Origin of the sequence: Acinetobacter sp. SM34, assembly GCF_022012365.1 — a bacterium.
In the GTDB taxonomy this organism is placed as follows: Bacteria; Pseudomonadota; Gammaproteobacteria; order Pseudomonadales; family Moraxellaceae; genus Acinetobacter.
On sequence record NZ_JAKLTP010000021.1, the window covers coordinates 1 to 26,631 of the forward strand.

Annotated in this window: 22 protein-coding genes and 2 pseudogenes; 19 read left to right on the forward strand and 5 right to left on the reverse strand. The window is 41.6% G+C overall.

Features of this window, described 5'->3' with window-relative positions; translation table 11 throughout:
• Nucleotides 1-491: 491 nt before the first annotated feature.
• The gene (locus LZZ98_RS14630) at nucleotides 492-1,088 is read right to left on the reverse strand and encodes a GNAT family N-acetyltransferase (RefSeq protein ID WP_237788480.1); all 597 of its coding nucleotides are present in this window, start codon (nucleotides 1,086-1,088) and stop codon (nucleotides 492-494) included.
• A 26-nt stretch (nucleotides 1,089-1,114) separates the two neighbouring features.
• On the reverse strand, nucleotides 1,115-1,759 hold the full coding sequence (locus tag LZZ98_RS14635) for an FMN-binding negative transcriptional regulator (RefSeq protein WP_237788481.1): 645 nt from the start codon (nucleotides 1,757-1,759) through the stop codon (nucleotides 1,115-1,117).
• 116 nt (nucleotides 1,760-1,875) lie between these two features.
• Here LZZ98_RS14635 and pdxR point away from each other — a divergent pair, with 116 nt between their 5' ends.
• The gene (gene pdxR, locus LZZ98_RS14640; RefSeq protein ID WP_237788482.1) at nucleotides 1,876-3,354 is read left to right on the forward strand and encodes a MocR-like pyridoxine biosynthesis transcription factor PdxR; all 1,479 of its coding nucleotides are present in this window, start codon (nucleotides 1,876-1,878) and stop codon (nucleotides 3,352-3,354) included.
• A 173-nt stretch (nucleotides 3,355-3,527) separates the two neighbouring features.
• On the opposite strand, the gene LZZ98_RS14645 is transcribed toward pdxR, so the two are convergent.
• A complete protein-coding gene (locus tag LZZ98_RS14645; RefSeq protein WP_330848260.1) occupies nucleotides 3,528-3,776 on the reverse strand; it encodes an ATP-binding domain-containing protein in 249 nt (82 codons plus the stop codon).
• Nucleotides 3,777-3,839: 63 nt separating this feature from the next.
• On the opposite strand from LZZ98_RS14645, the pseudogene LZZ98_RS14650 reads away from it, so the two are divergent.
• Nucleotides 3,840-4,129: pseudogene (locus LZZ98_RS14650) on the forward strand (transposase); the annotation flags it as partial.
• Nucleotides 4,130-4,189: 60 nt separating this feature from the next.
• On the opposite strand, the gene pcaU reads toward LZZ98_RS14650, so the two are convergent.
• Nucleotides 4,190-5,014 carry an IclR family transcriptional regulator PcaU gene (gene pcaU / locus LZZ98_RS14655; RefSeq protein ID WP_269091875.1) on the reverse strand — a complete coding sequence of 275 codons (825 nt, stop codon included), beginning with the start codon at nucleotides 5,012-5,014 and terminating at the stop codon, nucleotides 4,190-4,192.
• 277 nt (nucleotides 5,015-5,291) lie between these two features.
• Between pcaU and LZZ98_RS14660 the strand changes: the two genes are divergently transcribed.
• From LZZ98_RS14660 to LZZ98_RS14740, 17 genes and pseudogenes are all read left to right on the forward strand, one after another.
• Nucleotides 5,292-5,972, forward strand: a complete 681-nt coding sequence (locus LZZ98_RS14660; RefSeq protein ID WP_237788484.1) for a 3-oxoacid CoA-transferase subunit A — start codon at nucleotides 5,292-5,294, stop codon at nucleotides 5,970-5,972.
• Between the two features lie 13 nt (nucleotides 5,973-5,985).
• The gene (locus tag LZZ98_RS14665) at nucleotides 5,986-6,642 is read left to right on the forward strand and encodes a 3-oxoacid CoA-transferase subunit B (protein WP_237788485.1); all 657 of its coding nucleotides are present in this window, start codon (nucleotides 5,986-5,988) and stop codon (nucleotides 6,640-6,642) included.
• Between the two features lie 117 nt (nucleotides 6,643-6,759).
• Nucleotides 6,760-7,965 carry a 3-oxoadipyl-CoA thiolase gene (pcaF, locus tag LZZ98_RS14670; protein WP_237788486.1) on the forward strand — a complete coding sequence of 402 codons (1,206 nt, stop codon included), beginning with the start codon at nucleotides 6,760-6,762 and terminating at the stop codon, nucleotides 7,963-7,965.
• A gap of 22 nt (nucleotides 7,966-7,987) precedes the next feature.
• On the forward strand, nucleotides 7,988-9,343 hold the full coding sequence (gene pcaB, locus LZZ98_RS14675; protein WP_237788487.1) for a 3-carboxy-cis,cis-muconate cycloisomerase: 1,356 nt from the start codon (nucleotides 7,988-7,990) through the stop codon (nucleotides 9,341-9,343).
• Between the two features lie 8 nt (nucleotides 9,344-9,351).
• On the forward strand, nucleotides 9,352-10,128 hold the full coding sequence (pcaD, locus tag LZZ98_RS14680; protein WP_269091876.1) for a 3-oxoadipate enol-lactonase: 777 nt from the start codon (nucleotides 9,352-9,354) through the stop codon (nucleotides 10,126-10,128).
• Between the two features lie 42 nt (nucleotides 10,129-10,170).
• Nucleotides 10,171-11,526, forward strand: coding sequence for an MFS transporter (locus LZZ98_RS14685; RefSeq protein ID WP_237788489.1), 1,356 nt, complete (start codon nucleotides 10,171-10,173; stop codon nucleotides 11,524-11,526).
• A gap of 14 nt (nucleotides 11,527-11,540) precedes the next feature.
• The gene (gene pcaC / locus LZZ98_RS14690) at nucleotides 11,541-11,975 is read left to right on the forward strand and encodes a 4-carboxymuconolactone decarboxylase (protein ID WP_131327711.1); all 435 of its coding nucleotides are present in this window, start codon (nucleotides 11,541-11,543) and stop codon (nucleotides 11,973-11,975) included.
• Nucleotides 11,976-12,001: 26 nt separating this feature from the next.
• The gene (pcaH, locus tag LZZ98_RS14695) at nucleotides 12,002-12,727 is read left to right on the forward strand and encodes a protocatechuate 3,4-dioxygenase subunit beta (protein WP_237788490.1); all 726 of its coding nucleotides are present in this window, start codon (nucleotides 12,002-12,004) and stop codon (nucleotides 12,725-12,727) included.
• A 15-nt stretch (nucleotides 12,728-12,742) separates the two neighbouring features.
• The gene (gene pcaG, locus LZZ98_RS14700; protein ID WP_237788491.1) at nucleotides 12,743-13,372 is read left to right on the forward strand and encodes a protocatechuate 3,4-dioxygenase subunit alpha; all 630 of its coding nucleotides are present in this window, start codon (nucleotides 12,743-12,745) and stop codon (nucleotides 13,370-13,372) included.
• A gap of 156 nt (nucleotides 13,373-13,528) precedes the next feature.
• Nucleotides 13,529-14,389: a type I 3-dehydroquinate dehydratase gene (gene aroD, locus LZZ98_RS14705; protein WP_237788492.1), complete on the forward strand. Its 861-nt coding sequence runs from the start codon at nucleotides 13,529-13,531 to the stop codon at nucleotides 14,387-14,389.
• Between the two features lie 44 nt (nucleotides 14,390-14,433).
• Nucleotides 14,434-15,894 (forward strand): NosD domain-containing protein, encoded by a 1,461-nt coding sequence (locus LZZ98_RS14710; RefSeq protein WP_237788493.1) that lies wholly within the window; start codon nucleotides 14,434-14,436, stop codon nucleotides 15,892-15,894.
• A 60-nt stretch (nucleotides 15,895-15,954) separates the two neighbouring features.
• Nucleotides 15,955-17,271 carry a carbohydrate porin gene (locus LZZ98_RS14715; RefSeq protein ID WP_237788494.1) on the forward strand — a complete coding sequence of 439 codons (1,317 nt, stop codon included), beginning with the start codon at nucleotides 15,955-15,957 and terminating at the stop codon, nucleotides 17,269-17,271.
• A gap of 178 nt (nucleotides 17,272-17,449) precedes the next feature.
• Nucleotides 17,450-19,879 (forward strand): membrane-bound PQQ-dependent dehydrogenase, glucose/quinate/shikimate family, encoded by a 2,430-nt coding sequence (locus LZZ98_RS14720; protein WP_237788495.1) that lies wholly within the window; start codon nucleotides 17,450-17,452, stop codon nucleotides 19,877-19,879.
• A gap of 149 nt (nucleotides 19,880-20,028) precedes the next feature.
• Nucleotides 20,029-22,102: pseudogene (locus LZZ98_RS14725) on the forward strand (TonB-dependent receptor domain-containing protein).
• A gap of 131 nt (nucleotides 22,103-22,233) precedes the next feature.
• Nucleotides 22,234-22,566 (forward strand): AAA family ATPase, encoded by a 333-nt coding sequence (locus tag LZZ98_RS14730; protein ID WP_237788496.1) that lies wholly within the window; start codon nucleotides 22,234-22,236, stop codon nucleotides 22,564-22,566.
• A 352-nt stretch (nucleotides 22,567-22,918) separates the two neighbouring features.
• Nucleotides 22,919-24,352: a DUF262 domain-containing protein gene (locus tag LZZ98_RS14735; protein ID WP_237788497.1), complete on the forward strand. Its 1,434-nt coding sequence runs from the start codon at nucleotides 22,919-22,921 to the stop codon at nucleotides 24,350-24,352.
• Nucleotides 24,345-26,324, forward strand: coding sequence for a DUF262 domain-containing protein (locus LZZ98_RS14740; RefSeq protein ID WP_237788498.1), 1,980 nt, complete (start codon nucleotides 24,345-24,347; stop codon nucleotides 26,322-26,324). The genes LZZ98_RS14735 and LZZ98_RS14740 overlap by 8 nt, the downstream gene beginning before the upstream one ends.
• Before the next feature lie 107 nt (nucleotides 26,325-26,431).
• Here the strand turns inward: LZZ98_RS14740 and LZZ98_RS14745 are convergent.
• Nucleotides 26,432-26,631, reverse strand: a 200-nt coding sequence (locus LZZ98_RS14745) for a bacteriophage abortive infection AbiH family protein (protein WP_237788499.1), incomplete at its 5' end; no start/stop codon positions are given.

Sequence of the window (26,631 nt, forward strand, 5' to 3'; positions counted from 1 at the left end):
GTTTACTTATGCAAATGATAAATCCATAAAAAAGCCCATTCGAGGGGTGAAAAGCATTGTTTATCATAGGTTTCTTTCATAATTTTACATAATTTTTTCTATTAAAAAATAAATGTCTGGCAGTAAAAGAAGCTGATGAGCCTGTTCGCATACTATAGGGCAACAAGATGAGCTTTTTCTTGACCTAAATTACATCAAACAGATGTAATGATTTTGATATGTTCCATAAGACACTCCTTACTTAACCCTAGTGCTATGACCAGGTCATAATTGTGAAGTGTCTGATTTAATTTAGAGCTAATACAATGACTCAAATTTCTATTTGCAACAGTGCCGTAAGGGATGCTGAGTTATTAAACATCTTATTCGAGCTGTAAATTATATTAGCTATAAAAAAATCAGTGAGCTCATTTAGCTCACTGATTTCACATTATTTAGCACAATAGAAGCTCAATATTGTGTCATGTCTTTATATAGCTTGATGATTCATCTTAACTTGAAGATAACTGTAATTTAAACTCCAAGTTCTGTCTTATTGCTGGCCATTCACTTCGCAAAATACTGTACACATAAGTGTCTCGTAAAATGTCGTCTTTAACAACTTGATGGCTTCGCAATATACCATCTAATTTAGCGCCTAATCGTTCAATTGCAGCACGACTTTTAAAATTAAATGAGGATGTACGAAGCTCAACTGCAATACAATTCAAAACCTCAAATGCATGGCTCAACAGTAGTTTTTTAGATTCGGTATTGACCGCACTGCGCTGGGCTGACTGTCTATACCAAGTTGAGCCAATTTCTAGTCGACGGTGAGCAACATCAATATTCATAAAACTGGTCATGCCTAAAATTTTGCCACTGTGGCGCTCAAATACCGTAAAAGGCAGCATTTGACCATTCTGTTGCGAATCTAAACGCCTTTGAATTTCAGCCAACATCCGCTCTGGGGTCGGGATAAAGGTGTACCAAAGTTTCCATAATTCACCATCTTGTACAGCTTCAATCAATTCAAGATGATGCGATTCATCAAGTGGTTTTAAAATGACATTTTGCCCAACCAATGTCACTGGTTCTATCCATTGCATTCCGGATTCCTCAATTCATTGTGATTTTATAGACTATGTTTTTTTGATGCAGCAACCTGATGCATGGCACCCCCGATAGCATGCTGTCCATTTTGCGTTAAGGCATTGGCGACACCTAAAACATCTCGGTATTCTTTGTTTTGACCTAGTTTTGCTTTGCCTTGTAATTTAGTAATTTTGATTTCAATTCCCACAATTTCTTTCAGCATTGGTTCTAAATAGTCTTTTGGTGCATCTGACATTTTCCAAGGTTCAGCTTGTATGGCTTCATGTGTGCGTGTTAAACGAGCCACCACACCTCGGACATAACGCTCATCATCATGAATTTTCACTTTGCCATAGGCATGTATTACCATATAGTTCCAAGTTGGAACTTGTTGATGATGTTCATGTTTACTCGGATACCATTGTGGAGAGATATAGGCATCTCCTGCTCGAAATACTACCAAGACATCATCACCATCTTTGATGTCTTGCCAAATAGGATTCTGTCTCGATACATGCGCATGTAAGACCCCAAGTTCGGACTGCTCAGTACTAAGTTCAAAAGGAAGATGATTCGCATCCAACCCACTCATGCCATGCGTAAACAAAATGCCTAATGCGTACTGTTTGATAAGCTGATGCATAACGTCAATTTGTGGGATTTCAAAATCTGCTGGAATATACATGGCTTACACTCTTTTAATTGCGATTTAAAACAAAAATGATTTCATTGTTGTAAATTTCCTCTATTCACTGGATTATTAAAAGAACCAGTTTGTTTTAATTTAAGTAGACCAGAATTATGGCAAGAATTGCAAAAGTGATCGACCTTCCCTCGATTGTGAAACTGAATAAAGCAGATGGGCAGATTACCACTCAACTAATTCATATCTTGAGAGAAGCCGTACAAAAAGGTGATTTACATTCTGGCGACCCATTACCTTCTTCCCGTGAACTGGCACAAACCTTAGGCATCGCCCGTGGTACGATTATTGAGGCATATGATCAACTAATTGCTGAAGGGGTTTTAGAAGCTCGATCACGTCAGGGAACATTTGTCTCTCATGCGTTAAAGTGCTCAAGTCCTCAAACAGCATCAACTCACCAGATTGATGCCGAATTTCTTACCGATGCTGCACGAACTTATGCAGAGATTTTCAAAGAATTTAAGCCCTTAGCTCACCGTCCATTTGCCATCTCTGTTCCTACAGGACGTACGCAACCCAGTGATGTTTGGCGAAAATTTGGAAATCGCTTTCGTGCACGAGGTGTGGCAGCACCCTCTGGTTATGATGACCCTCAAGGCATTTATGCCTTACGTTCAGCGATTGCTGGCTATGTCAGACGCTCCCGTTCAGTCCAATGTGAACCCGAGCAAATTGTGATTACCAGCGGTATTCAGCAAGCACTGTATCTTTGTGGCCAAATTTTATTTACCAACCATGACTCTGTCTGGATTGAAGACCCTGCATATCGTGGCACAACAGCCATTCTTGAAAACTCGTTGCACCATCTTCAAATCACCCGCGTTCCTGTTGATGAAGAAGGCATTCAAGTCCAAAAAGGTATTGAACTCGCACCTCATGCTCGCGCTGCCTTTGTTACCCCTTCACATCAATATCCGCTTGGTATGCCGATGAGTTGGGCTCAACGAAACAAACTGATTGAATGGGCAAAACAGCAACGGACATGGATTGTTGAAGATGATTACGACAGTGAGCTTCGCTACACTGGTCAACCATTTCCCGCACTGCAAGGCATGGCACCTGATCAAGTCATTTACCTTGGTACATTTAGTAAAGTCCTTTTTCCTTCGTTACGGCTAGGCTATGCGGTATTACCGAAAGTCTTGGTGGCACCCTTTTGTGGCCTTAGAGCACTGATCGACCGCCATCCCCCCTCAGCAGATCAGCATGTGTTGGCTGCATTTATTCAAGAAGGTTATTTAGAGCGGCATATTCGCCGCATACGCAATGTTTATGCTGAAAATCGTCAGCAGATTATTCAACTGATTGATCGCTATATTCCAAAACAATATGCTTTTATTGAGTCAGGGGATCAAGGCATGCACATGGTGCTCTGGTTAACAGCCTCTGCGGATGATCTAAAAATTGCAAAAATAGCGCTTGAAGCAGGGGTTTCAGTCAAAGCTGTATCACCTACCTTTTCTCAAGCGCGTAAACGGCCTGGACTGATTCTTGGGCTAGGTGACTTTGATTTAAATCAATTAGAACGAGCAATTCAAATTTTATCTGAAGTGATTCAAACCTGTTTAAACTAAACATTAAATTATGACAAGCTCAAAAGAAATTATCAAAGTTCTGTTACTTTAGCCTGTATATTTTTATGGCTACCTTTATAGGTTTAATTGTGAACAGTAAATGTCAACAGACTCTAATTTTTAGTTGAGTGTTAAAAATTTGGAAATAGGGGCTTTTATATAAGCCCTTCATTTCAATTTACTGGTTTTAAATGTTTTCGACTAGCAAGAAGATAGATATCTTTAGAATTAGAAATGCGAGAAAGTTTTCTTAGAACATTATGTTGGGTTTCGGGAGTCCAATAAATTTTCAAATGTTCACGAGCCCTTGTAATAGCTGTATAAAAAATACTATGAGTTATTTCATCTTCATTAGCATCAGTAATGACTATCTTCACTGAGTCATATTCAAGTCCTTGAGCTTTATGTGAATAGCCACCGATTTTGCAGACACCTTTTAGTTAGGTAATGGACTGCCACCACTCTCCTAGACACCTTTCAGTCCAGTGATTCCACCAAGAAAAAATGAGAACCTTGGAAAGACAAAAAGCTGAGATCTTTAGAGAGAAATTAATTATTGAAAACGGTCAAATTCCTAGGAAGAACAATTTGGAAAAAGTGGTCTGGGTATCATCGCCGAAGCTTGGTAGAAACTAAGATGCATTGCATCAAATTATTGGGAGATAAACTCAGTGCTAGGAACTTTCAAAGCCAAGTGAATGAGATTCATGCACGTGTGACAGTATTAAATAAATTTACGGAATTAGGCCGACCTCATACCCAAATTGTCACTTAAACCTGAGTAGATTCAGGTAGCTATAATCTTTAAATCTTTGTGCAACAAAGCCTTGATAAATTATAAAATATTACGCAGTTCTCGAGCTGTTTCTTGAAGTAAAGGTAAAATATTTTGAACTAAGTAGTCTTTAGTTGTTCGAATGGTTGGAGAAACAATATTTAATGCAGCAATTACTTTAAACTTATGATCATAAATTGGTACAGCAAGGGCATGTACTCCCAATTCATGTTCCTCACATGAATAGCACCAATCATCCTCTTTTATTTTATACAAAAGTTCTAGAAAGAGCTGATTGTCAACAATAGTATATTTAGTCAGTCGTTGCAGAGGGTATTTTTCTAACCATTCTATTTGCTGATTGCGTTCTAAATGTGCTAATAAAATCTTTCCTGCAGAGGTTGCATGTGCAGGTAAACGGTTTCCTAAATGTAAACCGTAGGGATTAACGCGATCTGTTTGCTGATGTGCTGCACTGCGAGCGATCGTAATAGCCTCATATCCATCTAGCACCATAACTGAAAAGATCAAAGATGTCTGATTGGTCAATAAATTGAGTAAGGGTTGAGACATTTTAGGAAGCTGAGCACCACCAAGATAAGAACCTGAAAATTTTAAAATTTTAGGGGTTAGGTAGAAATAATGACCATCAGATTCTAAATAACCTAAATATTCAAGGGTGAGTAAATGGCGTCGTGCAGCAGCTCGTGTCATGCCTGTTCGTTCTGCTGCCATAGAAATATTTAAACGATGTCGGTCAGTACCAAAGCTGTCCAGAATCGCCATGCCTTTACTGATGCCAGCGACAAAGTCTTCGTGCCGAATGCTTTTTTTATTGTCTTTATTGTGCAGCTGCTTTTCGGTGTGCTGTATTGCTTTACTCATATTGTCTCTTTCTCCATTTTATTGCATGCATATTTTTACTATAGCGTGAAATCAGACTGTATTAATCAGGTTTTGTTCGATATGTAGATAAATTGTTCGATCATCGAACAAAAGAACATATAACTATCTAGTCCAACGCCAGAAAATGATAAAAAATGAACGTATAAGGAAATCGAACTAAAAGACTAGGGAATGTTGTTTTAGCTGAATCATTCTCCAGTACAAGTTAGTTTTCCGCGCCTTTTCAAATTTGCATGATGCACAATGGAGTTATCTAATGATAGATAAAAGTGCGGCATCCCTCGCGGAAGTGCTCTCCCAAATCACCGACGGCTCAACCATCATGATTGGTGGTTTTGGTACAGCAGGACAACCTGCTGAACTAATTGATGGCTTAATTCAACTCGGTATTAAAGACCTCACCATCGTCAGCAATAATGCAGGCAATGGTGACTATGGTCTCGCGAAGCTACTCAAAGCTGGTGCAGTAAAAAAAGTCATCTGTTCGTTCCCGCGTCAGTCCGACTCCTGGGTTTTCGATGAACTCTATCGTGCAGGCAAAATCGAGTTAGAGCTGGTCCCACAAGGCAACTTGGCCTGTCGCATTCAAGCGGCTGGTATGGGCCTGGGTGCAGTGTTCACGCCGACAGGCTACGGCACCTTATTGGCTGAAGGCAAAGAAACCCGTCACATCGACGGTAAAGATTATGTTTTTGAATATCCAATCAAAGCGGACTTTGCTCTGATTAAAGCCCAGCTAGGTGACCGTTGGGGCAATCTAGTTTATCGCAAATCGGCACGTAACTTCGGCCCGATTATGGCAATGGCAGCAGGCGTGACCATTGCACAAGTCTCTGAAGTAGTGGACTTAGGTGCTTTAGACCCAGAGCACATCATCACCCCAGGCATTTTCGTTCAACACGTGGTACAGGTTCAACCTGAACCCGCTGCTGTGTAATCGGGAGAACATCATGAGCTATCAAAAACTCAGTCGTAACCAAATCGCTGAACGTGTGGCACAAGATATCCCTGATGGGGCTTATGTCAATTTAGGCATTGGCTTACCGACCAAGATTGCCAGCTATCTCCCTTCAGACAAGGATGTGTTCCTGCATTCTGAAAATGGCCTATTGGCTTTTGGTCCACCACCAGAAAAAGGCCAAGAAGACCCTGAACTGATCAATGCAGGTAAAGAATATGTGACCATGCTGCAAGGCGGCAGCTTTTTCCATCATGGTGATTCTTTTGCCATGATGCGTGGTGGGCATTTGGATATTGCAGTACTCGGTGCCTTTCAAGTGGCGGCGAATGGTGATTTGGCCAACTGGCATACAGGTGCACCGGATGCGATTCCTGCGGTAGGTGGTGCAATGGATTTAGCCGTAGGTGCCAAGAAAGTCTTCATCACCACCGATCATGTCACCAAACAAGGTGAACCGAAAATCGTCGCTGAACTGAGCTACCCAGCTACTGGTTTGAAATGTGTAGACCGGATCTACACCGACCTATGCGTGATTGATGTTACTACGACAGGGTTAAAAGTGATTGAAAAAGTCGACGGTTTGAGTTTTGCAGAATTGCAGGGGATGACGGGTGCCACTTTGGTGGATGCGACACAACAGAATTAATGATTTGAATCCCCCTAAATCCCCCTTTGCTAAAGGGGGACTTCTCTAGCATCAAGTGCGGTAGGTCTCTCTCCTTTTTAAAGGAGGGATTAAGGGAGGATTAAGAGAAGAATAGATATGAAAAACGCTTATATTATCGATGCCATTCGTACCCCATTTGGCCGTTATGCCGGTGGACTTGCACCAATACGTGCAGATGACTTGGGTGCAGTGCCGATTCAAGCACTGATGCAACGCAATCCAAGCGTGGATTGGAAACAAGTCGATGACGTGATCTACGGCTGTGCTAACCAGGCGGGTGAAGACAACCGTAATGTCGGGCGTATGTCTGCATTGCTTGCAGGTCTTCCTGTTGAAGTACCTGCCACTACAGTGAACCGTTTATGTGGTTCATCACTGGATGCGATTGCGATGGCAGCCCGTGCGATTAAAGCGGGTGAAGCAGATCTGATCATTGCAGGTGGCGTAGAAAGCATGTCTCGTGCACCCTTTGTAATGGGTAAATCAGAAACAGCATATGGCCGTAGCCAGAAGATTGAAGACACCACCATGGGCTGGCGTTTTATCAATCCAAAGCTTAAAGCGATGTATGGTGTAGACACCATGCCGCAAACCGCTGAAAACGTGGCACAACAATTTAATATTGATCGTGCAGATCAAGACCAGTTTGCCTTGACGAGTCAAAAGCGCACAACAGCCGCGCAAGCTCAAGGCTTTTTTAAACACGAGATCATCCCTGTGAGCATTGCGCAGCGTAAGGGTGATCCGATTGTGATCGACACGGATGAACATCCTCGTGCATCGACCACATTAGAAGGTTTGGCTAAACTGAAGCCAGTCGTCACAGCAGAAGGCACCGTCACAGCGGGAAACGCGTCAGGCATCAATGACGGTGCGGCTGCTGTACTGATCGCTTCAGAACAAGCCGTTGAACAGTACCAGCTTAAACCACGTGCCAAGATTATTGCGTCTACTGCTGTGGGTGTAGAACCTCGCATCATGGGCTTTGCCCCAGCCCCTACGATTAAGAAGCTCCTCAAACAAGCCAATCTCACAATCGAACAGATGGATGTGATTGAACTGAATGAAGCTTTTGCTGCACAGGCACTAGCAGTGACCCGTGATTTAGGTCTGGCAGACGATACGACGCAAGTGAATCCAAATGGTGGTGCGATTGCGATTGGTCATCCACTCGGTGCTTCAGGTGCACGTTTGGTGACGACTGCACTGAATCAATTGGAACAAACCGGTGGTACTTATGCCCTGTGTTCAATGTGTATTGGGGTCGGTCAAGGTATTGCAATGATTATTCAGCGCGTTTAAAGCAGATTTAAGGATAGCGATCATGAGCCAGTTATATGCCAGCTTATTTTACCAAAACGAGGTGACTGAAATTTTCAGTGATCGCGCGTTGGTATCTTACATGATTGAGGTGGAAGTTGCCTTGGCACAAGCACAGGCTCAAGTCGGTGTCATTCCAGAATCTGCGGCAATCACAATTTCCCAAGTCGCACAGACTGCGATTAATCAGATTGATTTTGATGCTTTGGCTGTTGCAACAGGCTTGGCAGGCAATATTGCGATTCCTTTTGTGAAGCAATTGACTGCGATTGTGAAACAAAATGATGAAGATGCTGCACGTTATGTGCATTGGGGTGCAACCAGTCAAGACATTTTAGATACCGCATGTATTTTGCAGTGCCGTACAGCAATGACGCATGTTGAAGCCTTAATTCAACAATGCTATCGCACAGCTTTGGCTCAAGCAGAACAGTATCGTGCACAAGTCATGATTGGGCGCACGTGGTTGCAGCAAGGCCTACCCATTACGTTAGGTCATAAATTAGCGCGTTGGGCTTCGGCCTTTCGTCGTGATTTGGTCCGTATTGAAGCCATGAAAGCACGTGTTTTTACTGCTCAATTAGGCGGTGCCGTTGGTTCATTGGCTTCATTGCAAGCACAAGGTACTGCTGTGGTTCATGCTTATTCCGTTCAGCTACAGCTTTCAGTCCCAAATTGTACTTGGCATGGCGAGCGCGACCGTATTGTCGAAGTGGCGAGTGTTCTAGCAATGGTGACAGGTAGTTTGGGCAAAATGGCGCGTGACTGGTCGTTGATGATGCAAACTGAAATTGCAGAAGTATTTGAGCCGGCAGCGAAAGGGCGTGGTGGTTCATCGACCATGCCGCATAAGCGTAATCCTGTTGCTGCGGCATCCGTTTTGGCAGCAGCCAATCGTGTGCCTGTGTTGATGTCGAGTTTGTATCAAAGCATGGTGCAGGAACATGAGCGCAGTCTAGGTGGATGGCATGCGGAATGGCTGGCATTGCCTGAAATTTTCCAACTCTGTGCAGGTGCTTTAGAGCGGACTTTGGAAGTTTTACAAGGGATGCTAATTAATGCAGAGAATATGCAGCGTAATTTGGAATGTACTCAAGGCTTGATCATGGCGGAAGCTGTGATGATGGCTTTAGCACCGCATATGGGTCGCTTACAGGCTCATCATGTCGTTGAAGCGGCATGTAAAACAGCCGTGGAAAAAGGTGTTCACTTAAAAGAGGTCATTACTGAACTCGATCAAGTCAAAGCCTATTTTAGTGCAGCTCAGATTTCAGAAATTTTTAAACCCGCGTCATATCTCGGCAATATTCAAGACCAGATTGATGCGGTGTTGCAAGAAGCAAAGGGAGAGGCAAAGTGAATATCACGATGACCAATCGTCAAGGCAAGACTTTATCTGTTGCGATCAGTGGGCAAGAGAATGCGCCTGTGATTGTATTTTCAAACTCATTGGGTACAGATAAAGGCATGTGGCAGCCACAAGTTGCTGCCTTCGAACAACAGTTCAAAGTGGTGACTTATGACACGCGTGGTCATGGGCAAAGTGATGTGATTGAGCAGACCACTGTACAAAATCTTGCAGAAGATGTGATTGATATTCTGAACGGTTTAAACATTGAAAAAGCGCATTTTTGCGGGATTTCAATGGGTGGCATGACGGCTTTGTGGCTCGGTATTCATCATGCAGATCGTTTTCATAGCATAACTGTGGCGAATTCAGCAGCCAAAATTTGGACTGAAGAAGGTTGGAATGCTCGTGCAGATGCTGTAACAGCCAATGGCTTAGCAGACTTGGTCGCGACTACGCATACACGCTGGTTTAGTGAGCAGTTTGATTATCAACACGATGCTTTGGCGCAGCGCACCATTCAATCTTTAGCCACTACGCCAGCACTGGGCTATGCAGAATCTTGCCGAGCGCTCGCGCAAGCAGATCTATCTACTCAAATTCAACAGATTCAGATTCCAACTTTAGTGATTGCAGGCGCATTTGACCCAGTTACGACAGTGGCAGATGGCGTCTTTATGCAACAACAGATTCAAAATAGTGAATTAGCGGTGATTGATGCATCGCATCTTTCCAATATTGAGCAACCTGAGCTGTTTACCCAAACCCTCAGTCAGTTCATTGGATCGATTCAATAGTTTAAGGATTTTTAAAAGGACTTTCAGCCCAAGGAGGCAGGTATGGCGTCTCAGGAATACGCTACTCAAAAAACGAGTATAGACGCACAAGCACTGATTAATGATGCACCGATTAGCAAATATCAGTGGTTGATCGCAATTGTATGTTTCTTCATTGTTTTTGTTGACGGTATTGATACTGCGGCAATGGGTTTTATTGCTCCAGCCTTGGCACAAGACTGGGGAATAGACCGCTCGCAACTGGGTCCAGTCATGAGTGCGGCCTTAGGCGGCATGATTATTGGTGCTTTGGTGTCTGGTCCAACCGCTGACCGCTTTGGGCGAAAGATTGTTTTAAGTGTTTCGATGCTGATTTTCGGTGGCTTTACTTTGGCATCGGCATATGCGGCTGACTTAAATACCTTGGTGATACTGCGCTTTTTAACCGGTATTGGTTTGGGTGCAGCGATGCCGAATGCAACCACGCTATTTTCTGAATATTGCCCACAGCGCTCTCGCTCGTTACTCGTGACTTGTATGTTCTGTGGTTACAACTTAGGTATGGCGACAGGTGGTTTCATCAGCAGTTGGTTGATCCCAACCTTTGGTTGGCACAGCCTATTCTTATTGGGCGGTTGGTCTCCACTGATCTTGATGATCTTGGTGATTTTCTTCCTGCCAGAATCCTATCGTTTCTTGATTGTGAAAGGTCGTGACAGTGAAAAAGTCCGCAAAATCTTGACGCGTATTGCACCGACGCAAGTACAGGGTGTTACAGAGTTTCATGTACCTGAAGAAAAAACCGAAGGTGCAGAGAAGAAAGGTGTGTTTGGCATGCTGTTCTCTCAGAAATATGTCAAAGGTACGGTTTTATTGTGGCTGACCTATTTCATGGGTTTGGTGATGATTTATCTACTTACCAGTTGGTTACCAACCTTGATGCGTGAAACTGGCGCAACGATGGAACGCGCTGCATTTATTGGTGGTTTATTCCAGTTTGGCGGTGTACTCAGTGCTTTATTTATTGGCTGGGCAATGGACCGTTTCAACCCGAACCGCATTATTGCAGGCTTCTACTTTGTCGCTGGGATCTTTGCATTTGCTGTTGGTCAGAGCTTAGCAAATCCAACCTTACTTGCCATTTTAGTGCTTTGCGCAGGTGTTGCGATTAATGGAGCACAGTCGGCTATGCCAGCACTCAGTGCTCGTTTTTACCCGACGCAATGCCGTGCAACAGGTGTGGCTTGGATGTCTGGAATTGGTCGTTTCGGTGCGGTATTTGGTGCTTGGATCGGTGCGGTATTACTCGGGAATGACTGGTCGTTTACTGCCATTTTAAGCCTATTGTTAATTCCAGCTACAGCAGCAGCAGTCGCTATTTTTGTTAAATCACTGGTCGCACATACCGATGCGGCCTAATTGAGGTTTCTCCCATGAATGATGAACAACGTTATGAACAAGGAATCACCGTACGCACTGAAGTACTGGGTGAAAAGCATGTCGGTCGTTCACTTGAGAACTTGAATGATTTCAATGCTGACTTTCAAAACTTTATTAGTCGTTTTGCGTGGGGCGAAGTCTGGTCTAGACCAGGCATGCCACGCCATACCCGTAGCTTAGTCACCATTGCGGTGTTATTGGCATTGGGCCGTGAAGACGAACTACGTATGCATTTACGTGCTTGTTTTAACAATGGTGTGACCAAGGACGATTTAAAAGAGTTGATTTTGCACTGTTCACTGTATGCAGGTTTACCCGCAGCCAATGCAGCTATGCACATGGCAGAAGAAGTTTTTGCAGATTTGGGCATTGCCCCGCAGAAACTGAGTGAATTGCAATCAAACTTAGAACAAACCAACCAAGAGTAATGGAACAAGATTAAGAGGGACGTCACATGTCGCAACTTATTTTAGGTGCTTATGCACAACGCAATACCGATGATCACCCGCCAGCATATGCACCCGGCTATAAAACCAGTGTATTACGCTCGCCAAAAAATGCTTTGATTTCGATTGCAGAAACCTTAACTGAAGTGACTTCACCGCAGTTCAGTGCCGAGCAATTTGGACCTAAAGATAACGATTTGATTTTGAACTATGCCAAAGAAGGTTTACCGATTGGTGAGCGCATTATCGTGCATGGCTGTGTTCGTGATCAGTTCGGTCGTCCAGTCAAAAATGCTTTGCTCGAAGTGTGGCAAGCCAATGCTTCTGGTCGTTATCGTCATCCAAATGATCAGTTTATTGGTGCGATGGACCCGAACTTTGGCGGCTGTGGCCGTATGATGACTGATGCTAACGGCTATTTTGTATTCCGTACCATTAAGCCGGGTCCTTACCCATGGCGTAACCGTATTAATGAATGGCGTCCTGCGCACATCCATTTCTCTTTGATTGCCGATGGTTGGGCGCAGCGCCTCATTTCGCAGTTCTACTTTGAAGGCGATACGCTGATTGATTCGTGCCCGATTATTAAAACCATTCCTTCGGAAGAACAACGTCGAGCATTGATTGCCTTTGAAGACAAGAGCAACTTCATTGAAGCAGACAGCCGTTGTTACCGCTTTGACATCACTTTACGTGGTCGTCGTGCGACTTATTTCGAAAATGATTTGACTTAATTCAGGGAGAACAACATGAACAATTGGAACTTTCAAGAATTGCATGAAACTCCATCTCAAACAGGTGGACCATACGTACACATTGGTTTGTTACCACAACAAGCCAACATTGAAGTCTTTGAAAATAACTTTAACAACCAGCTAGTTAAAGAAAACACTTTAGGCGAACGTATTCGTTTAGAAGGTCAAGTATTCGACGGTTTAGGCCTGCCTTTACGTGATGTGTTAATTGAAATCTGGCAGGCGGATGCCAATGGTGTGTATCCAAGTGCGGCTGATATTCAAGGCAAAGTGGTCGATCCAAACTTCCTTGGTTGGGGACGTACAGGCGCAGACTTCGAAACTGGTTTTTGGAGTTTCAATACCATTAAACCTGGTTCGGTTCCGGGACGTAAAGGTACAACTCAGGCACAGCATATTGCACTGATCATCTTTGCTCGCGGGATTAACATTGGCTTGAATACCCGTGTGTATTTTGAAGATGAAGCTGAAGCCAATGCACAAGATCCTGTACTGAAAGGCATTGAGTGGGCACCTCGTCGTCAAACCCTCATTGCAAAACGTGAAGAGCGTGATGGTGAAGTGGTGTATCGCTTTGACATTCGTATTCAAGGTGAAGATGAAACGGTCTTCTTAGACATCTAATTGTCAGAATTGGCAAGAGCAGCTATTTGATTGCTGCTCTTGCTGCAATGATCCAAGTTTATACGTGGTGATGGTATGACCCATTTCATTCATCCCACGTATGTTTGCGGCTGATGATAAAAGTCAGGCAATAGTTTGAAAATACAAGGAAATGTAATGATTACCATCAAAAAATTAGCGATGCAACTCTGCTTAAGCAGTGCTGTTTTAGCAGCAATGCCATCTGCATTTGCAGCTGAATCGGCTCAATCAAGCGCACAACACTATATGGTGAAAAACCTCAATATTGGCGACTTACCTGTCAAAACCATTGTACCGATCACAGCAAAAACAGCAGAGCAAGCCATTGCCCAAGCGCAAGTGATTGCCAGCAACCCAAATGCAGATGTGGCTGAGTTTCGCATCGACTTATTGGAATTTTCTGCCGACACCAAAAAAGTAATTGCATTGGGTCAGCAGCTGAATCAAATTTTAAAAGACAAACCGTTGATTGCCACCATTCGTACCCACAACGAAGGCGGAAAAATGACGGTGTCTGATCAAGACTATGAAAAGATTTATCGTGAATACCTGAAAAAGCCATTTATGCAATTGCTGGATATCGAAATGTTCCGTGATGCAGGCAGTGTAGCGAAATTAACCAAATTGGCGCATGATAAACATGTGCTAGTGATTATGTCGAATCACGATTTTAATAAAACGCCAGAACAACAAGAAATTGAAAACCGTTTGCTAAAACAAGATCAGATGGGTGCCGATATTCTAAAAATTGCGGTGATGCCAAAGTCAAAACAAGATGTCTTTACCCTCATGAATGCCACTTTGGCGGTCAGCCAAAAAAGTCAGAAACCCTTACTGACTATGTCAATGGGGCAGTTGGGCACGATTTCTCGTGTCGCTACTGCCAATATGGGTGGCAGTTTAAGTTTCGGCATGATTGGTGAAGCCTCTGCACCGGGTCAAATTGATGTGACTCAACTCAAACAGTTGCTGAAAACAGTACACCCGACCCCTTAATGCACTGCGATATTCATCTTCAAGGATAGAAAAGGATTTAAAAAATGAAACCATCAACCTTATGCTTCACCACACTGGTTTTGAGTTTAGCGGCTTCAGGTTTTGCCAGTGCAGAAACTTATATTGTGGACCGCTATCAGGACGATACTGCAAAAGGTTCACTGCGTTGGGCGATTGAACAATCCAATGCCAATGCGACGCAAGAAAATGAAATTCAAATCCAGGCCGTGGGTAAAGCACCCTATGTAATTAAACTGAATCAAGCTTTACCGCCAATTAAGTCTTCAGTGAAGATCATTGGGACGCAATGGGACAAAACAGGCGAGTTTATTGCGATTGATGGTTCAAACTATATTAAAGGTGAAGGCGCGAAAGCCTGCCCGGGGGCAAACCCTGAACAGTATGGCACCAATGTCCGTACCACGACTTTACCGGGTTTAGTTCTGCAAGATGTGAATGGTGTGACGCTAAAAGGTCTCGATATTCATCGTTTCTGTATTGGTGTATTGGTGAACCGTTCAAGCAATAACTTGATTCAAAATAACCGTATCAGTAATAACTACGGTGGCTCGGGTGTGATGCTGACAGGTGATGACGGTAAGGGCAATCCGACTTCGACCACCACCAATAACAACAAAGTCTTGAACAACTTGTTTGTAGATAATGGCGATGGTCTTGAGCTTACCCGTGGAGCGGCATTTAACCTTGTGGCCAACAATCTATTTACTTCAACCAAAGCCAATCCAGAACCGTCGCAAGGTATCGAAATCCTGTGGGGTAATGACAATGCGGTGGTGGGGAACAAATTTGAAAACTACTCTGATGGTTTGCAAATCAACTGGGGGAAGCGCAATTACATCGCTTATAACGAACTGACCAACAACTCGATAGGTTTTAACCTCACCGGTGATGGCAACATTTTTGACAGTAACAAAGTTCATGGTAACCGTCTTGGCATTGCCATTCGTTCAGAAAAAGATGCCAATGCACGTACAACGTTGACCAAAAACCTAATTTGGGACAATGGTAAAGATATTAAACGCTGTGAAGCGGGTGGTTCGTGTGTACCCAATCAGCGTTTAGGCGCAATTGTTTTTGCTGTGCCTGCGCTTGAACATGCTGGCTTTGTCGGTTCTCGTGGTGGTGGCGTGGTCATTGAAGCGGCGAAACTGCAAAAAACCTGTACACAGCCGAATGAACAAGGCTGTAACGCGATACCAAACCAAAACATCCAAGCACCGCGTTTAAGTTATAGCAAAGGTCAAATCATGGCTGAAGTTCAGGCGCAACCGAATCAACGCTATCAGGTTGAGTTCTTTGCCAATCGTCAAGCGAATGGTCAAGAAGCTGAACAGTATTTAGGAATGCAAGTTGTGACGACGAATGCTCAAGGTCAGGGTCAAGCAACGTGGAAAGCATTGAATAGTGCTGCAAGTGTGACGGCTAATGTGACCGACCATTTGGGTGCAACTTCTGAACTGAGTCCAGCCGTTCGCATTAAATAATAAAAACAGCATGGAAAGCTCATGTGAGTTGAGCTTTCCTCACAAAAAAGGATGTTTGGTATGCAACAACTATTAAAGCTAGGCACATTATCTTTGGCGCTTTTAACTTGCCAATTGGCTTCAGCCAATGAATTTTATTCGGCAGACCGTCAATGGTTATTCGGTGATTGGAACGGTGAACGGAAGCAACTGGAAGATCAAGGTTATAAATTTACAGCAGCAATTATGAGTCAGGCGGCGACCAATTTGGCTGGTGGTTATAACGATGACAACACTTTGGAAAATGCGGGACAACTGACTTTAGGTGCTAATTTTGATTTAAGTAAAATAGCAGGTTGGGAAAATACTACAGCAGGCTTAATGATTACCAAACGTGATGGTAACTCATTAACTTTAGAGCGGATTAAAGACCCGCGTGCCAGCACTTTAGGCAATACTCAAGAAATTTACGGGCGTGGAAAAATCTGGCGCTTAACTCAGGCTTGGATCAAAACGGGATTTGATGATAACCGCGTCCAATTCAAAATTGGTCGTATGGGCATGTCGGATGACTTTAACAGCTCACAATGTGAATTCCAGAACTTGCTGCTTTGTGGTGGTCAGTTAGGTAAATCCATCGGTTCGATCTGGTACAACTGGCCTGTAGGACTCTGGGGTACCAATATTAAATACCAATTTGCACCTGCATGGTCACTTGGTTTGGGCGTGTATGAAGTGAATCCAGACAATGTGAAAACACAATCTAATAGTGATGGTTTTAACCTTGATATGGACAATGTCGAAGGGGCCACCATTCCAGTTGAACTGGCATGGAAACCTAAACTTGCCACATTTAATGGTTTGCCGGGCGAATATAAACTCGGTGCACTGTATTCCACGGCTGAGGCAAAAGATATTCGTAGTGGTGAAATGCAAGATGGTAAATACAGTTTTTGGTTGAATGCACAACAACAACTCACACAACATGGGGCAGATCCGAAGCGCGGTTTATATATTAGTTTTAATGGTGTAGTGAACGATAAGGCCACAACATTTGTAGAAAGTACACAACAACTGGCACTTTGGTACAAAGGTCCTTTCGATAGTCGCCCTAATGATTCCATCGGTTTTGGTTTAGCCAATTATGTCGTGAATGACCGTGCGACGGACAAGCAAATCGCTACCAACGAAGGTCGTGGTTATTACAGTTACGATGCGCTTGCCAGTGACTATGTCCCGATTCAACGTGATGAACTCAACGTAGAAGTGAATTACACCTATCAATGGTCACCTGTGGTCATGCTCAGACCAAACTTGCAATACATCTACCAACCGACAGGGGTAAAAGAAGTAGAAGAGGCGTGGGTGGCTGGTTTAACCATGAAAGTCAATTTTTAACAGCACTTAGATTTAAATTTGGTTAAAATATGATCAATAGTGCTGCCTAGTTTAAACACTTTAGTCAAGGCTTTCGCATTGTAGATGCGAAAGTACAAGAATTTATTCGTGATGGTAAATGATACTCAAAGGAGAGAGGGAGTGGTCATTTAAACTCACGGCACTTGGAGTAAGATGTATGTCTGAAGCTCAATCTAAGCCAGGAGCCATATTTAAAATATGGTGCTTTATCATTGGTTTGGCCTTATTGTTAACAGGCCTATTTTATTTAATTGGTGGCGGAAAGCTCATCAGTTTAGGTGGCTCTTGGTACTTCTTTATTGCAGGCTTAGTGACGATCGTTTCAGCAATTTTCATTTTTCGAAAAAAAGCCCTTGGGGTCGGATTATTCAGCTTAGTCTTTATTGGCACTGTCATTTGGGCATTGATTGATACTGGCTTTGAATTTTGGCCACTGCATTCACGCTTAATGTTCCCAGCAGGTTTATTTGCTGCCGTGCTATTCACTTTGCCATCTATTCGTAAATATCAGCAACAAACTGCAATGTCTGCACCTGCTTATGTTGTAGGTGGACTGACTGTCCTAGGCATGTTGGGTGGTATGTACGGTATGTTTATTCCACATCCAACAGTGGAAGCTTCTGGTCAGGAATTACCGCTTGTCCCGGTGGCACCAAATAAACAACAGGTCAATTGGGATCACTATGGTAGTGATGCGGGTGGTAGCCGTTTTGCTGCACTCGATCAAATTAACCGTAATAACGTATCCAAGTTAAAAGAAGCTTGGCGCTTTCAAACGGGAGATAAAACCACAGGTTCGGGTAATGGTGCGGAAGATCAGATGACCCCATTGCAGGTCGGCAATAAAGTATTTTTGTGTACCCCGCATAACAATATCATTGCTCTGGATGCGGACTCAGGTAAACAAATCTGGAAAGCTGAAGTCAACTCTAAAGCCGATGCTTGGGAGCGCTGTCGTGGTGTTGCGTATTTCGATTCAACGCAAGCCTTGGTACAGCCAACATTGGCAGGTGCAAACGCGGTCACTGCTGTGGCAACCAATACGGCATGTCCACGTCGTGTTTATACCAACACACCTGATGGTCGTTTAATTGCAGTGAATGCCGATACAGGTGAGCGTTGTAAAGACTTTGGTGTTGATGGTACGGTAAATTTGCTTGAAGGCTTAGGTGATGGCACTAAAGCACCGCGTTTTGAAGTCACTTCTGCACCAACCATTGCAGGTACGTCTATCGTTATTGGTAGCCGTATTGCCGATAATGTGGGCGCAGACATGCCGGGTGGTGTAATTCGTGCATACGATGTCATTACAGGTAAACTACGTTGGGCGTTCGATCCGCGTAATCCAGATCCGAACTATGTACTTAAACCAGGTGAAACTTATAAGCGTAGTTCAGCCAACTCATGGGCTGCAATGTCTTATGACCCACAAATGAATACCGTGTTCTTACCGATGGGAAGTTCATCAGTTGACCTTTGGGGTGCAAATCGTCAACCCTTAGATCATAAATACAATACTTCGGTATTGGCACTTGATGCGACCACAGGTAAAGAAAAGTGGGTCTATCAAACAGTGCATAATGATTTATGGGACTTTGATTTACCTATGCAACCAAGTTTGGTGGATTTCCCACTGAAAGATGGTTCGACTAAACCTGCTGTAGTCATTGGCACGAAGTCTGGTCAGTTCTTTGTACTTGACCGTGTTACAGGTAAACCATTGACCAAAGTCATTGAACAGCCTGTTAAAGCCGCTGATATTCCAAATGAACAATATAGTTTGACCCAACCACGTTCTATTGAAATGCCACAAATTGGTAATCAAACTCTGACTGAATCAGACATGTGGGGTGCTACACCATTTGATCAATTGATGTGTCGTATTAATTTCAAATCAATGCGCTATGAGGGGCTTTTCACTGCACCAGGTACTGATGTTTCATTGAGCTTTCCGGGTTCACTCGGTGGCATGAACTGGGGTTCAATTGCATTCGACCCAACCCATCGTTATATGTTTGTGAATGACATGCGTCTAGGGCTTTGGATTCAGTTAATTAAGCAAACGCCTGAAGACTTGGCGATTCAAGCCAATGGAGGTGAGAAAGTGAATACAGGTATGGGTGCAGTACCAATGAAAGGTACACCATACAAAGTCAACAAAAACCGTTTCTGGTCAGCGTTAAGTATTCCTTGTCAAAAACCGCCTTTTGGCACCATGACTGCAATTGATATGAAAACTCGTCAAATTGCATGGCAGGTTCCTTTGGGTACAGTCGAAGATACAGGTCCGATGGGCATTAAGATGGGCTTAAAAGCACCAATTGGTATGCCAACCATTGGTGGACCAATGGCAACACAGGGTGGTTTAGTGTTCTTTGCTGCAACGCAGGATTACTATTTACGTGCCTTCAATTCATCCAATGGTGAAGAGTTGTGGAAAGCACGTTTACCTGTTGGTAGTCAAGGTACACCAATGAGCTACATTTCACCAAAAACAGGTAAGCAATATGTGGTTATTTCTGCAGGCGGTGCGCGTCAGTCACCTGATCATGGCGATTATGTGATTGCTTATAGTTTAGAAGACTAAAACGTATTATTGTTTGGAGAGTCCTTCTGCAAAGAGGGACTTTCTACACTCCTACCAAGATGATAAGAAAAGGATGTCTTGTGAAAGTACATAATCGCAATCCATTTCCCTTTAACTATGCGTTTTTGACAACGGTTATTTTACAGTCGATGGCATTGCATGCTCAAGATACAGCGGCATATCAACTTCCTGTGATTAAAGTCCAAGCAGTACGCACTGAAAGTAAATTATTACAGGCACCAGCTTCTATACAGAAAGTGCAAACTCCAGAATCTCAACTCAACTCAACTCAACACGAATGTGAATGTGAATGTGAATGTGTCTGAACTATTGCAAGGTGTGGCGGGTTTACAAATCAATAACCGTGAAAATTACGCGCAAGATTTGCAAATTTCCATGCGAGGCTTTGGGGCTCGTTCTACTTTTGGTGTGCGGGGCATACGCCTCTATGTCGATGGTATTCCTGCCACCATGCCCGACGGTCAGGGACAAAGCTCCAATATTGACTTAGACAGCTTGGACAATATCGAAATTCTGACAGGTCCATTTTCTGCCATTTATGGTAACTCATCGGGTGGAACCATTCTAACCGAGACCAAAGAAGGACAAGGGAAAGACTCGATTCAAGTGGGTCTAAATGCAGGCAGTCACCATAAGCAACAAGCCAATATTCAATTACAAGGGGGGGCAGAGCAAGCCAATCAACCTGCCTATGTGATCAGTTCTTCCTATTTTGATACGGATGGTTTCCGTGATCATAGCGCTGCGCGAAAAGTGTTGAATAATGCCAAGCTCACTTGGAATTTGGAGGATGGTAGTAAGATTAATTGGCTCATAAACCGTGTCGATATAAATGCCGATGACCCACAAGGTCTAAATCGTGAGCAGTGGAAAGCTAATCCGAAGCAAGTGAATGATGCTAAAAATATTTATGATGTGCGCAAAAGCATTGATCAGACGCAGACAGGGCTGACATGGAACAAACCACTGAATGATCAGCAAGAGTTGTATGGCATGGTCTATTTTGGCAATAGGCAGGTGGTGCAATATCAGTCGATCCCTAGTAGTACCCAAAAAAATCCACGTCATGCAGGCGGTGTTATCGATTTTGATCGGGATTATTATGGTGCAGACTTCCATTGGACGGGTAAAGAGCTCTTGCCGAATACTACATTTATTGCAGGTTTGGCATTTGATCAGATGCGCGAAGATCGTCAGGGGTATGAAAACTTTGATGCGACAGGGCGTTATGGTGTGAAAGGTGATTTACGTCGTGATGAAAATAATACCTTATGGAATCTAGATCCTTACATCCAAGCCTCATGGCAGTTCTTGCCAACGTGGCATTTAGATGCAGGTTTGCGCTATAGCAATGTACATTATGAGTCAGATGATCATTACATCACCACAGGCAATGGTGACGACAGTGGTTCAACAGATTATCAAAAGTTACTTCCAACTGTCGCTTTAGGCTGGGATATATTACCTGAGCTTTATGCTTATACAAGCTATGGTAAAGGCTTCGAAACACCAACCTTTACCGAGATGGCCTATCCTACAGTAGGGACTTCAGGCATTAACTTTAATTTAAAACCTGCGACCAATGATACTGCAGAACTTGGCTTAAAATCGCAGAATACATTAGGGTTATTTACTTTTGCTGTATTTCATACTGAAACTAAAAATGACATTGTGCCTGACGATGCCAATGGCGGGCGTAGCACATTTCGTAATGCAGAAAAAACCTTACGTGAAGGCTTAGAGTTATCGTGGCAAAAACAGCTCTGGCAAGCACTCAATGTTCGAACCAGTTATAGTTATTTAGATGCGACTTTTGATGCTGATATTCCAGCGACCACAACCAAACCGCTGATACAAAAAGGAACATACCTTCCAGGTATTGCCAAGAATCAAGCTTTTGTAGGCTTGGCATGGCAACCTGAGCAGGGCTTTCAGGCAGGCTTAGAAGCACGTTATATGGACAAGATTTATGTCGATGATATCAACTCCGATACTGCACCAAGTTATACCATTGTTGCAGCAAATGTTGGCTATTTGTGGGTTAATAAAGACTGGAAAGTAAATACTTATGCACGAGTCGATAACTTATTTGATCGAAACTATGTGGGTTCCGTGATTGTCAACGATAGCAATAGTCGTTTCTTTGAGCCCGCAGATCGAAGAAATTTTAATGTTGGGCTATCGATAAAGAAAGTATTCTAACATACAAAAAATCAGGCAGTGTCACCAGTTAAGCTGGTGGACTACTGCCACTCTCCTAGACAAATTTAGTCTAATACGAATTAAGTTATTCTCAATTTTTTTATTATTTTCTAGAAAAACAGGGGGTTTTTATGAAAATATTAATTACAGGTAAGCCAGGAACAGGAAAAACAATTTTTGCAAACTATTTAAAGTCTCGTCATTCAGATTTTACTGTTATTGAATTTGATGATTATTTGTCGGATAGAGAAGCTTTTGAATCTAAGATTTTGAATACCAAGGATTGTATTGTTGTTATTCAACATCAAAAATTTATAACTGTTTCTGTGTCATTTGATAAAACTTATGAGTGCATCAGGGAATCTAAGGAATCATTCCAAGTTACGGATGGTTTTTTAATTCAGGGATTTTTATTTAAGGAAATGAGCAAATATTTTGATTCCAGATTAACTGGTATTTTTTAGCTCACGGATTTCGGCATAACGTATATTATGTTCATTAGGATACTCAGCATCGTGAATATAATTTTGCAGATTCACGATGCTGAGCTGTGGCAACAACTGAGGTTGCGTAGGCCACAGTCTTGGATATCTTATTTAACTTATGTTCATCTAAAGTCTAGTTCATAGGTTAATATTAAAAATTATTTATAAATTTCATTACCTTATTTAAAAAATCTCGATAAGAAATCAAATTTGATTCATGAACCTATGATTTTTATCAGTTCATTTCATGAAATTTTGAGAAAATTTGTCTATGAGAGTTGTGTCAATCTAGATAAAATGACCAAATAACTAATTGTTTATAAAGTATTAAGTGAAACCTGGAGAACTTAAAATTCAAGTTTTAAAGAAGAACATTCTAAAAGTTAGCCAGCTAGTACAACTTGATGGTTTAACCATACCTGTATATCAGCGCCCTTATAAATGGACAGTGCGTAACATTCATCAACTCTTTCAAGATATTCAATCGCATAAAGAACAGTCAGCCTATCGTTTAGGGACTTTGGTTTTTCATTGTGATAATAAAGAAACTGAGGTTTTAAATATTGTAGATGGTCAACAACGCACCTTGACCTTAATGCTAACTATTTATGCCTTAATTGAGGAGCGATTGTCTGAGCTTGAAAGACAAGATTTGACAGATCAGCTAAATGATCTAGCAGAACCATTAGCTGATTTTATGGAAAACCAAACTTTTAAAAGCGAAATTAGCCAACGTAACTTGTATGATAATTTTCAGGAAATTAAACGATTAGTGAGCCGCAGTGACTTCACTGAACAGCATATCGATTTTTTATTAAATCGTTGTGAAGTTGTATCATTTACATTAAATGATATATCAGAAGCCTTTCAATTTTTTGATTCGCAGAACTCTCGTGGACGTGATCTAGAGCCACATGACTTACTCAAAGCCTATCATTTGCGTGAATTTGGTGATCATGAACAAGCATTAAAAGCCTCTACTGTGGCGGACTGGGAAGATTTAGAAAGTCATGAACTTACAACTCTGTTCGCTGCATATCTCTACCGTATTCGTCGTTGGTCTTCGGGTTATTCCGCACGTTATTTTGGTAAAAATGAAATTGGTGTATTCAAAGGAATTAATATTGATCAAATTGCACAATTCCCCTATGTCGAATCATTGCTTATAGCACATCATTATATAGATGATTACAACGTTCAATATCATCGAAAAATCGATAAACAGCAGAAAACTTTTCCATTTCATCTTGACCAAATGATTATTAATGGTCGTCGATTTTTTGAGATGGCATCTCATTATCAGAAACAAGTACAGGCTATTGTTCAGACTGAACATCGAAATAGTAAGAGATTCTGGGGTGTGGAGTTGAGCAAACAAGCTCAGAAAATTTTAAAAGATTTAAATCATTATCCTGATCGAAATCGTACTGGGGATAAATATGTCAGAGCTATCTTTGATTGTAGCCTTATTTTTTATATTGATAAGTTCGGTACAGCAGAACTGTCTAATGCTATCGAGAAAATTTTTATTTGGGCTTATCAATTACGCATCAAGCAGCAAACTGTGCAGCTTGCGACAATAGATAATCATGTACTTAAGCATAATATTTTTCGTGTGATTAAAGATGCTGTGTCACCTTCTGATGTATTGACTCTTCACCTGCATTCATTAACGGATGCAGATAATAAGAATAACGAGCGTAAGGGAAATGCTAATCAAGACATGTTAGTAAAACTGTTTAAAGGAATGAATTATTATGAATAAGGCATTACACGAATTCTCAATCAAGCAGTTATTAAGTGATGAAAATAATTATGTCATTCCTATGTACCAACGTAATTATGCATGGGAAGAAGGTGAGATTAATCAACTAATAGAGGATATAAAAGACTACCAGGAGAAACAACATCAACGCTATTATATTGGTACATTAGTGGTATATAAGCGTCAAGATGGTACATTGGAGGTGATAGATGGTCAGCAGCGCTTTACAACACTATCACTTCTAGCATTATATTTAAAAAATTTGGAATTATCTCTGACTACAAAAGCTCGTTTCCCTAGTATGGCTTGGTATCAAAAGCTAAATATCAATTTTGACAGTCGCCCTAAATCCACCAATACATTTAATGCGCTAAGCCAGCGTACCGCACTACATCATTTAAATACTGAACAATATAATGAAGCGATTCTTAACGGCTATACGTTAATTCAAAAGAAACTAGCTTCTTTAAAACCTCTTGATCTTAGAAAATTTTCCACATACCTATTTAACCATGTACATATTATGCGTGTTGAAGTGCCTCAGGATACAGATCTCAATCATTATTTCGAAGCAATGAACAACAGAGGAGAACAGTTGGAGAAACATGAAGTCCTCAAAGCCAAAATGATGAAAGTGCTTAATGAAATAGAAGATGATGGAGAAAAAGAGGCTAGTATCCATGCACTGCAGAAAATATGGGAGGCATGCGCTAATATGGAACGTTATGTACAGTATGGCTTCAGCCCAGAGGAACGACATTGTCTATTTGGTGAAAATGATTGGGGGACGTTTTCTATAAATGATTTTGCTGAGCTGTGTGAAAATTTAGAAATGAATAGCGAACAAGGCTCAGGTAGATCATTGTTGACGGTTTTAAGTAAGCCAATACGTCCCAGTAAAATACAGGCTAATAACAATGATGATGCACCTGATAGATTCAATAGTGTTATCAACTTTTCTAATTTTTTATTGCATGTATTAAAAGTTTACACAGAACAAGACATTTCCTTAGACGACAAACATTTAATTACTGAATTTGAAGATTATCTTTTAAATATTGAAAACAATATTGAAGCTGTGCAAGATTTTGTATTTGCTTTATTCAAGTGTAAGTATTTATTTGATCAATTCATTATTAAACGTGAATACCTAAAAGGTGAGGATACATGGAGTTTAAAACGTCTCAAATGGTATTCAAAAAAGAGTGTTGGTTTTAGTAATAGCTTTAATGATGATAAAAATGAATATGATGGTATTAATCGTCAAATTCTTATGCTTTTATCTGCATTTCATGTATCCACTCCTACATTGGTATATAAACATTGGTTAAATGCTGCACTTTACTTTCTTTATTATCAAGAGGAAATAGAGGCAGAAGCTTATTTAAAATATTTAACTAATTTAGCTAAGAGGTTTGTATTCGAGCGTTTTTTGGCAAAGGATGAAGGTAAGCCATATTATGAGATGATATATGAGACTAACTTTAAGTCTTCACCAAAAAATATGACTAAGAATAAAATTGATACAAATAAACTCTGTTTTGGAAATATTGAAAATAATTTTATTTTCAATTATCTAGATTATCTTTTATGGCGTAACAACAAGAATAAATCCCATGTGATTAAAGAATTTGAATTTACATTCCGTAGTTCAGTCGAGCATTTTTATCCGCAACATCCAATGGATGGTCACCCAAAAATGGAAAGTGATTGGTTACATGACTTTGGAAATTTATGTTTGATTAGCCACAGCAAAAATTCTCGTTTGAGTAATTTCCCACCTAAAGCAAAAGTTGCTCATTTTTCAGGTGCATTAAAGAATCAAAAAATAGATAGTTTGAAACTTCTTGAGATGATAAATTTCCTAAATGGAAATGAAGATTGGGAAGAAAGGGCGATTCAACAACATAGTCAAGAAATGTTGAGCTTGTTATTGAATTCCACTAAATTTAATGAAGACGTTTATATATAACTATTTGATGTAGCATCCATACATTGGACTTAAGAGTTAATTAGCGAACAAATTTTAGGGATACATAACCATCTTTTTGTGCATAATTAACTAACACAAGTTTTAACTTAGATTTCTTGCAAAGTAACAATTGATATGTTTGATATTCCAAGCCCTTTCAGAACTTCAAAATGGTGTTGCTTCTCATCAGGAGAATAAAAAGTTACTGTCCATTTTGCATCAGGTTTAACAGATTTAACTAATTCTTCAAAATAAGGCAAATCAACTTCTGCCATAGAATGGCCAAGAATGTAAACTTCGCTGATAT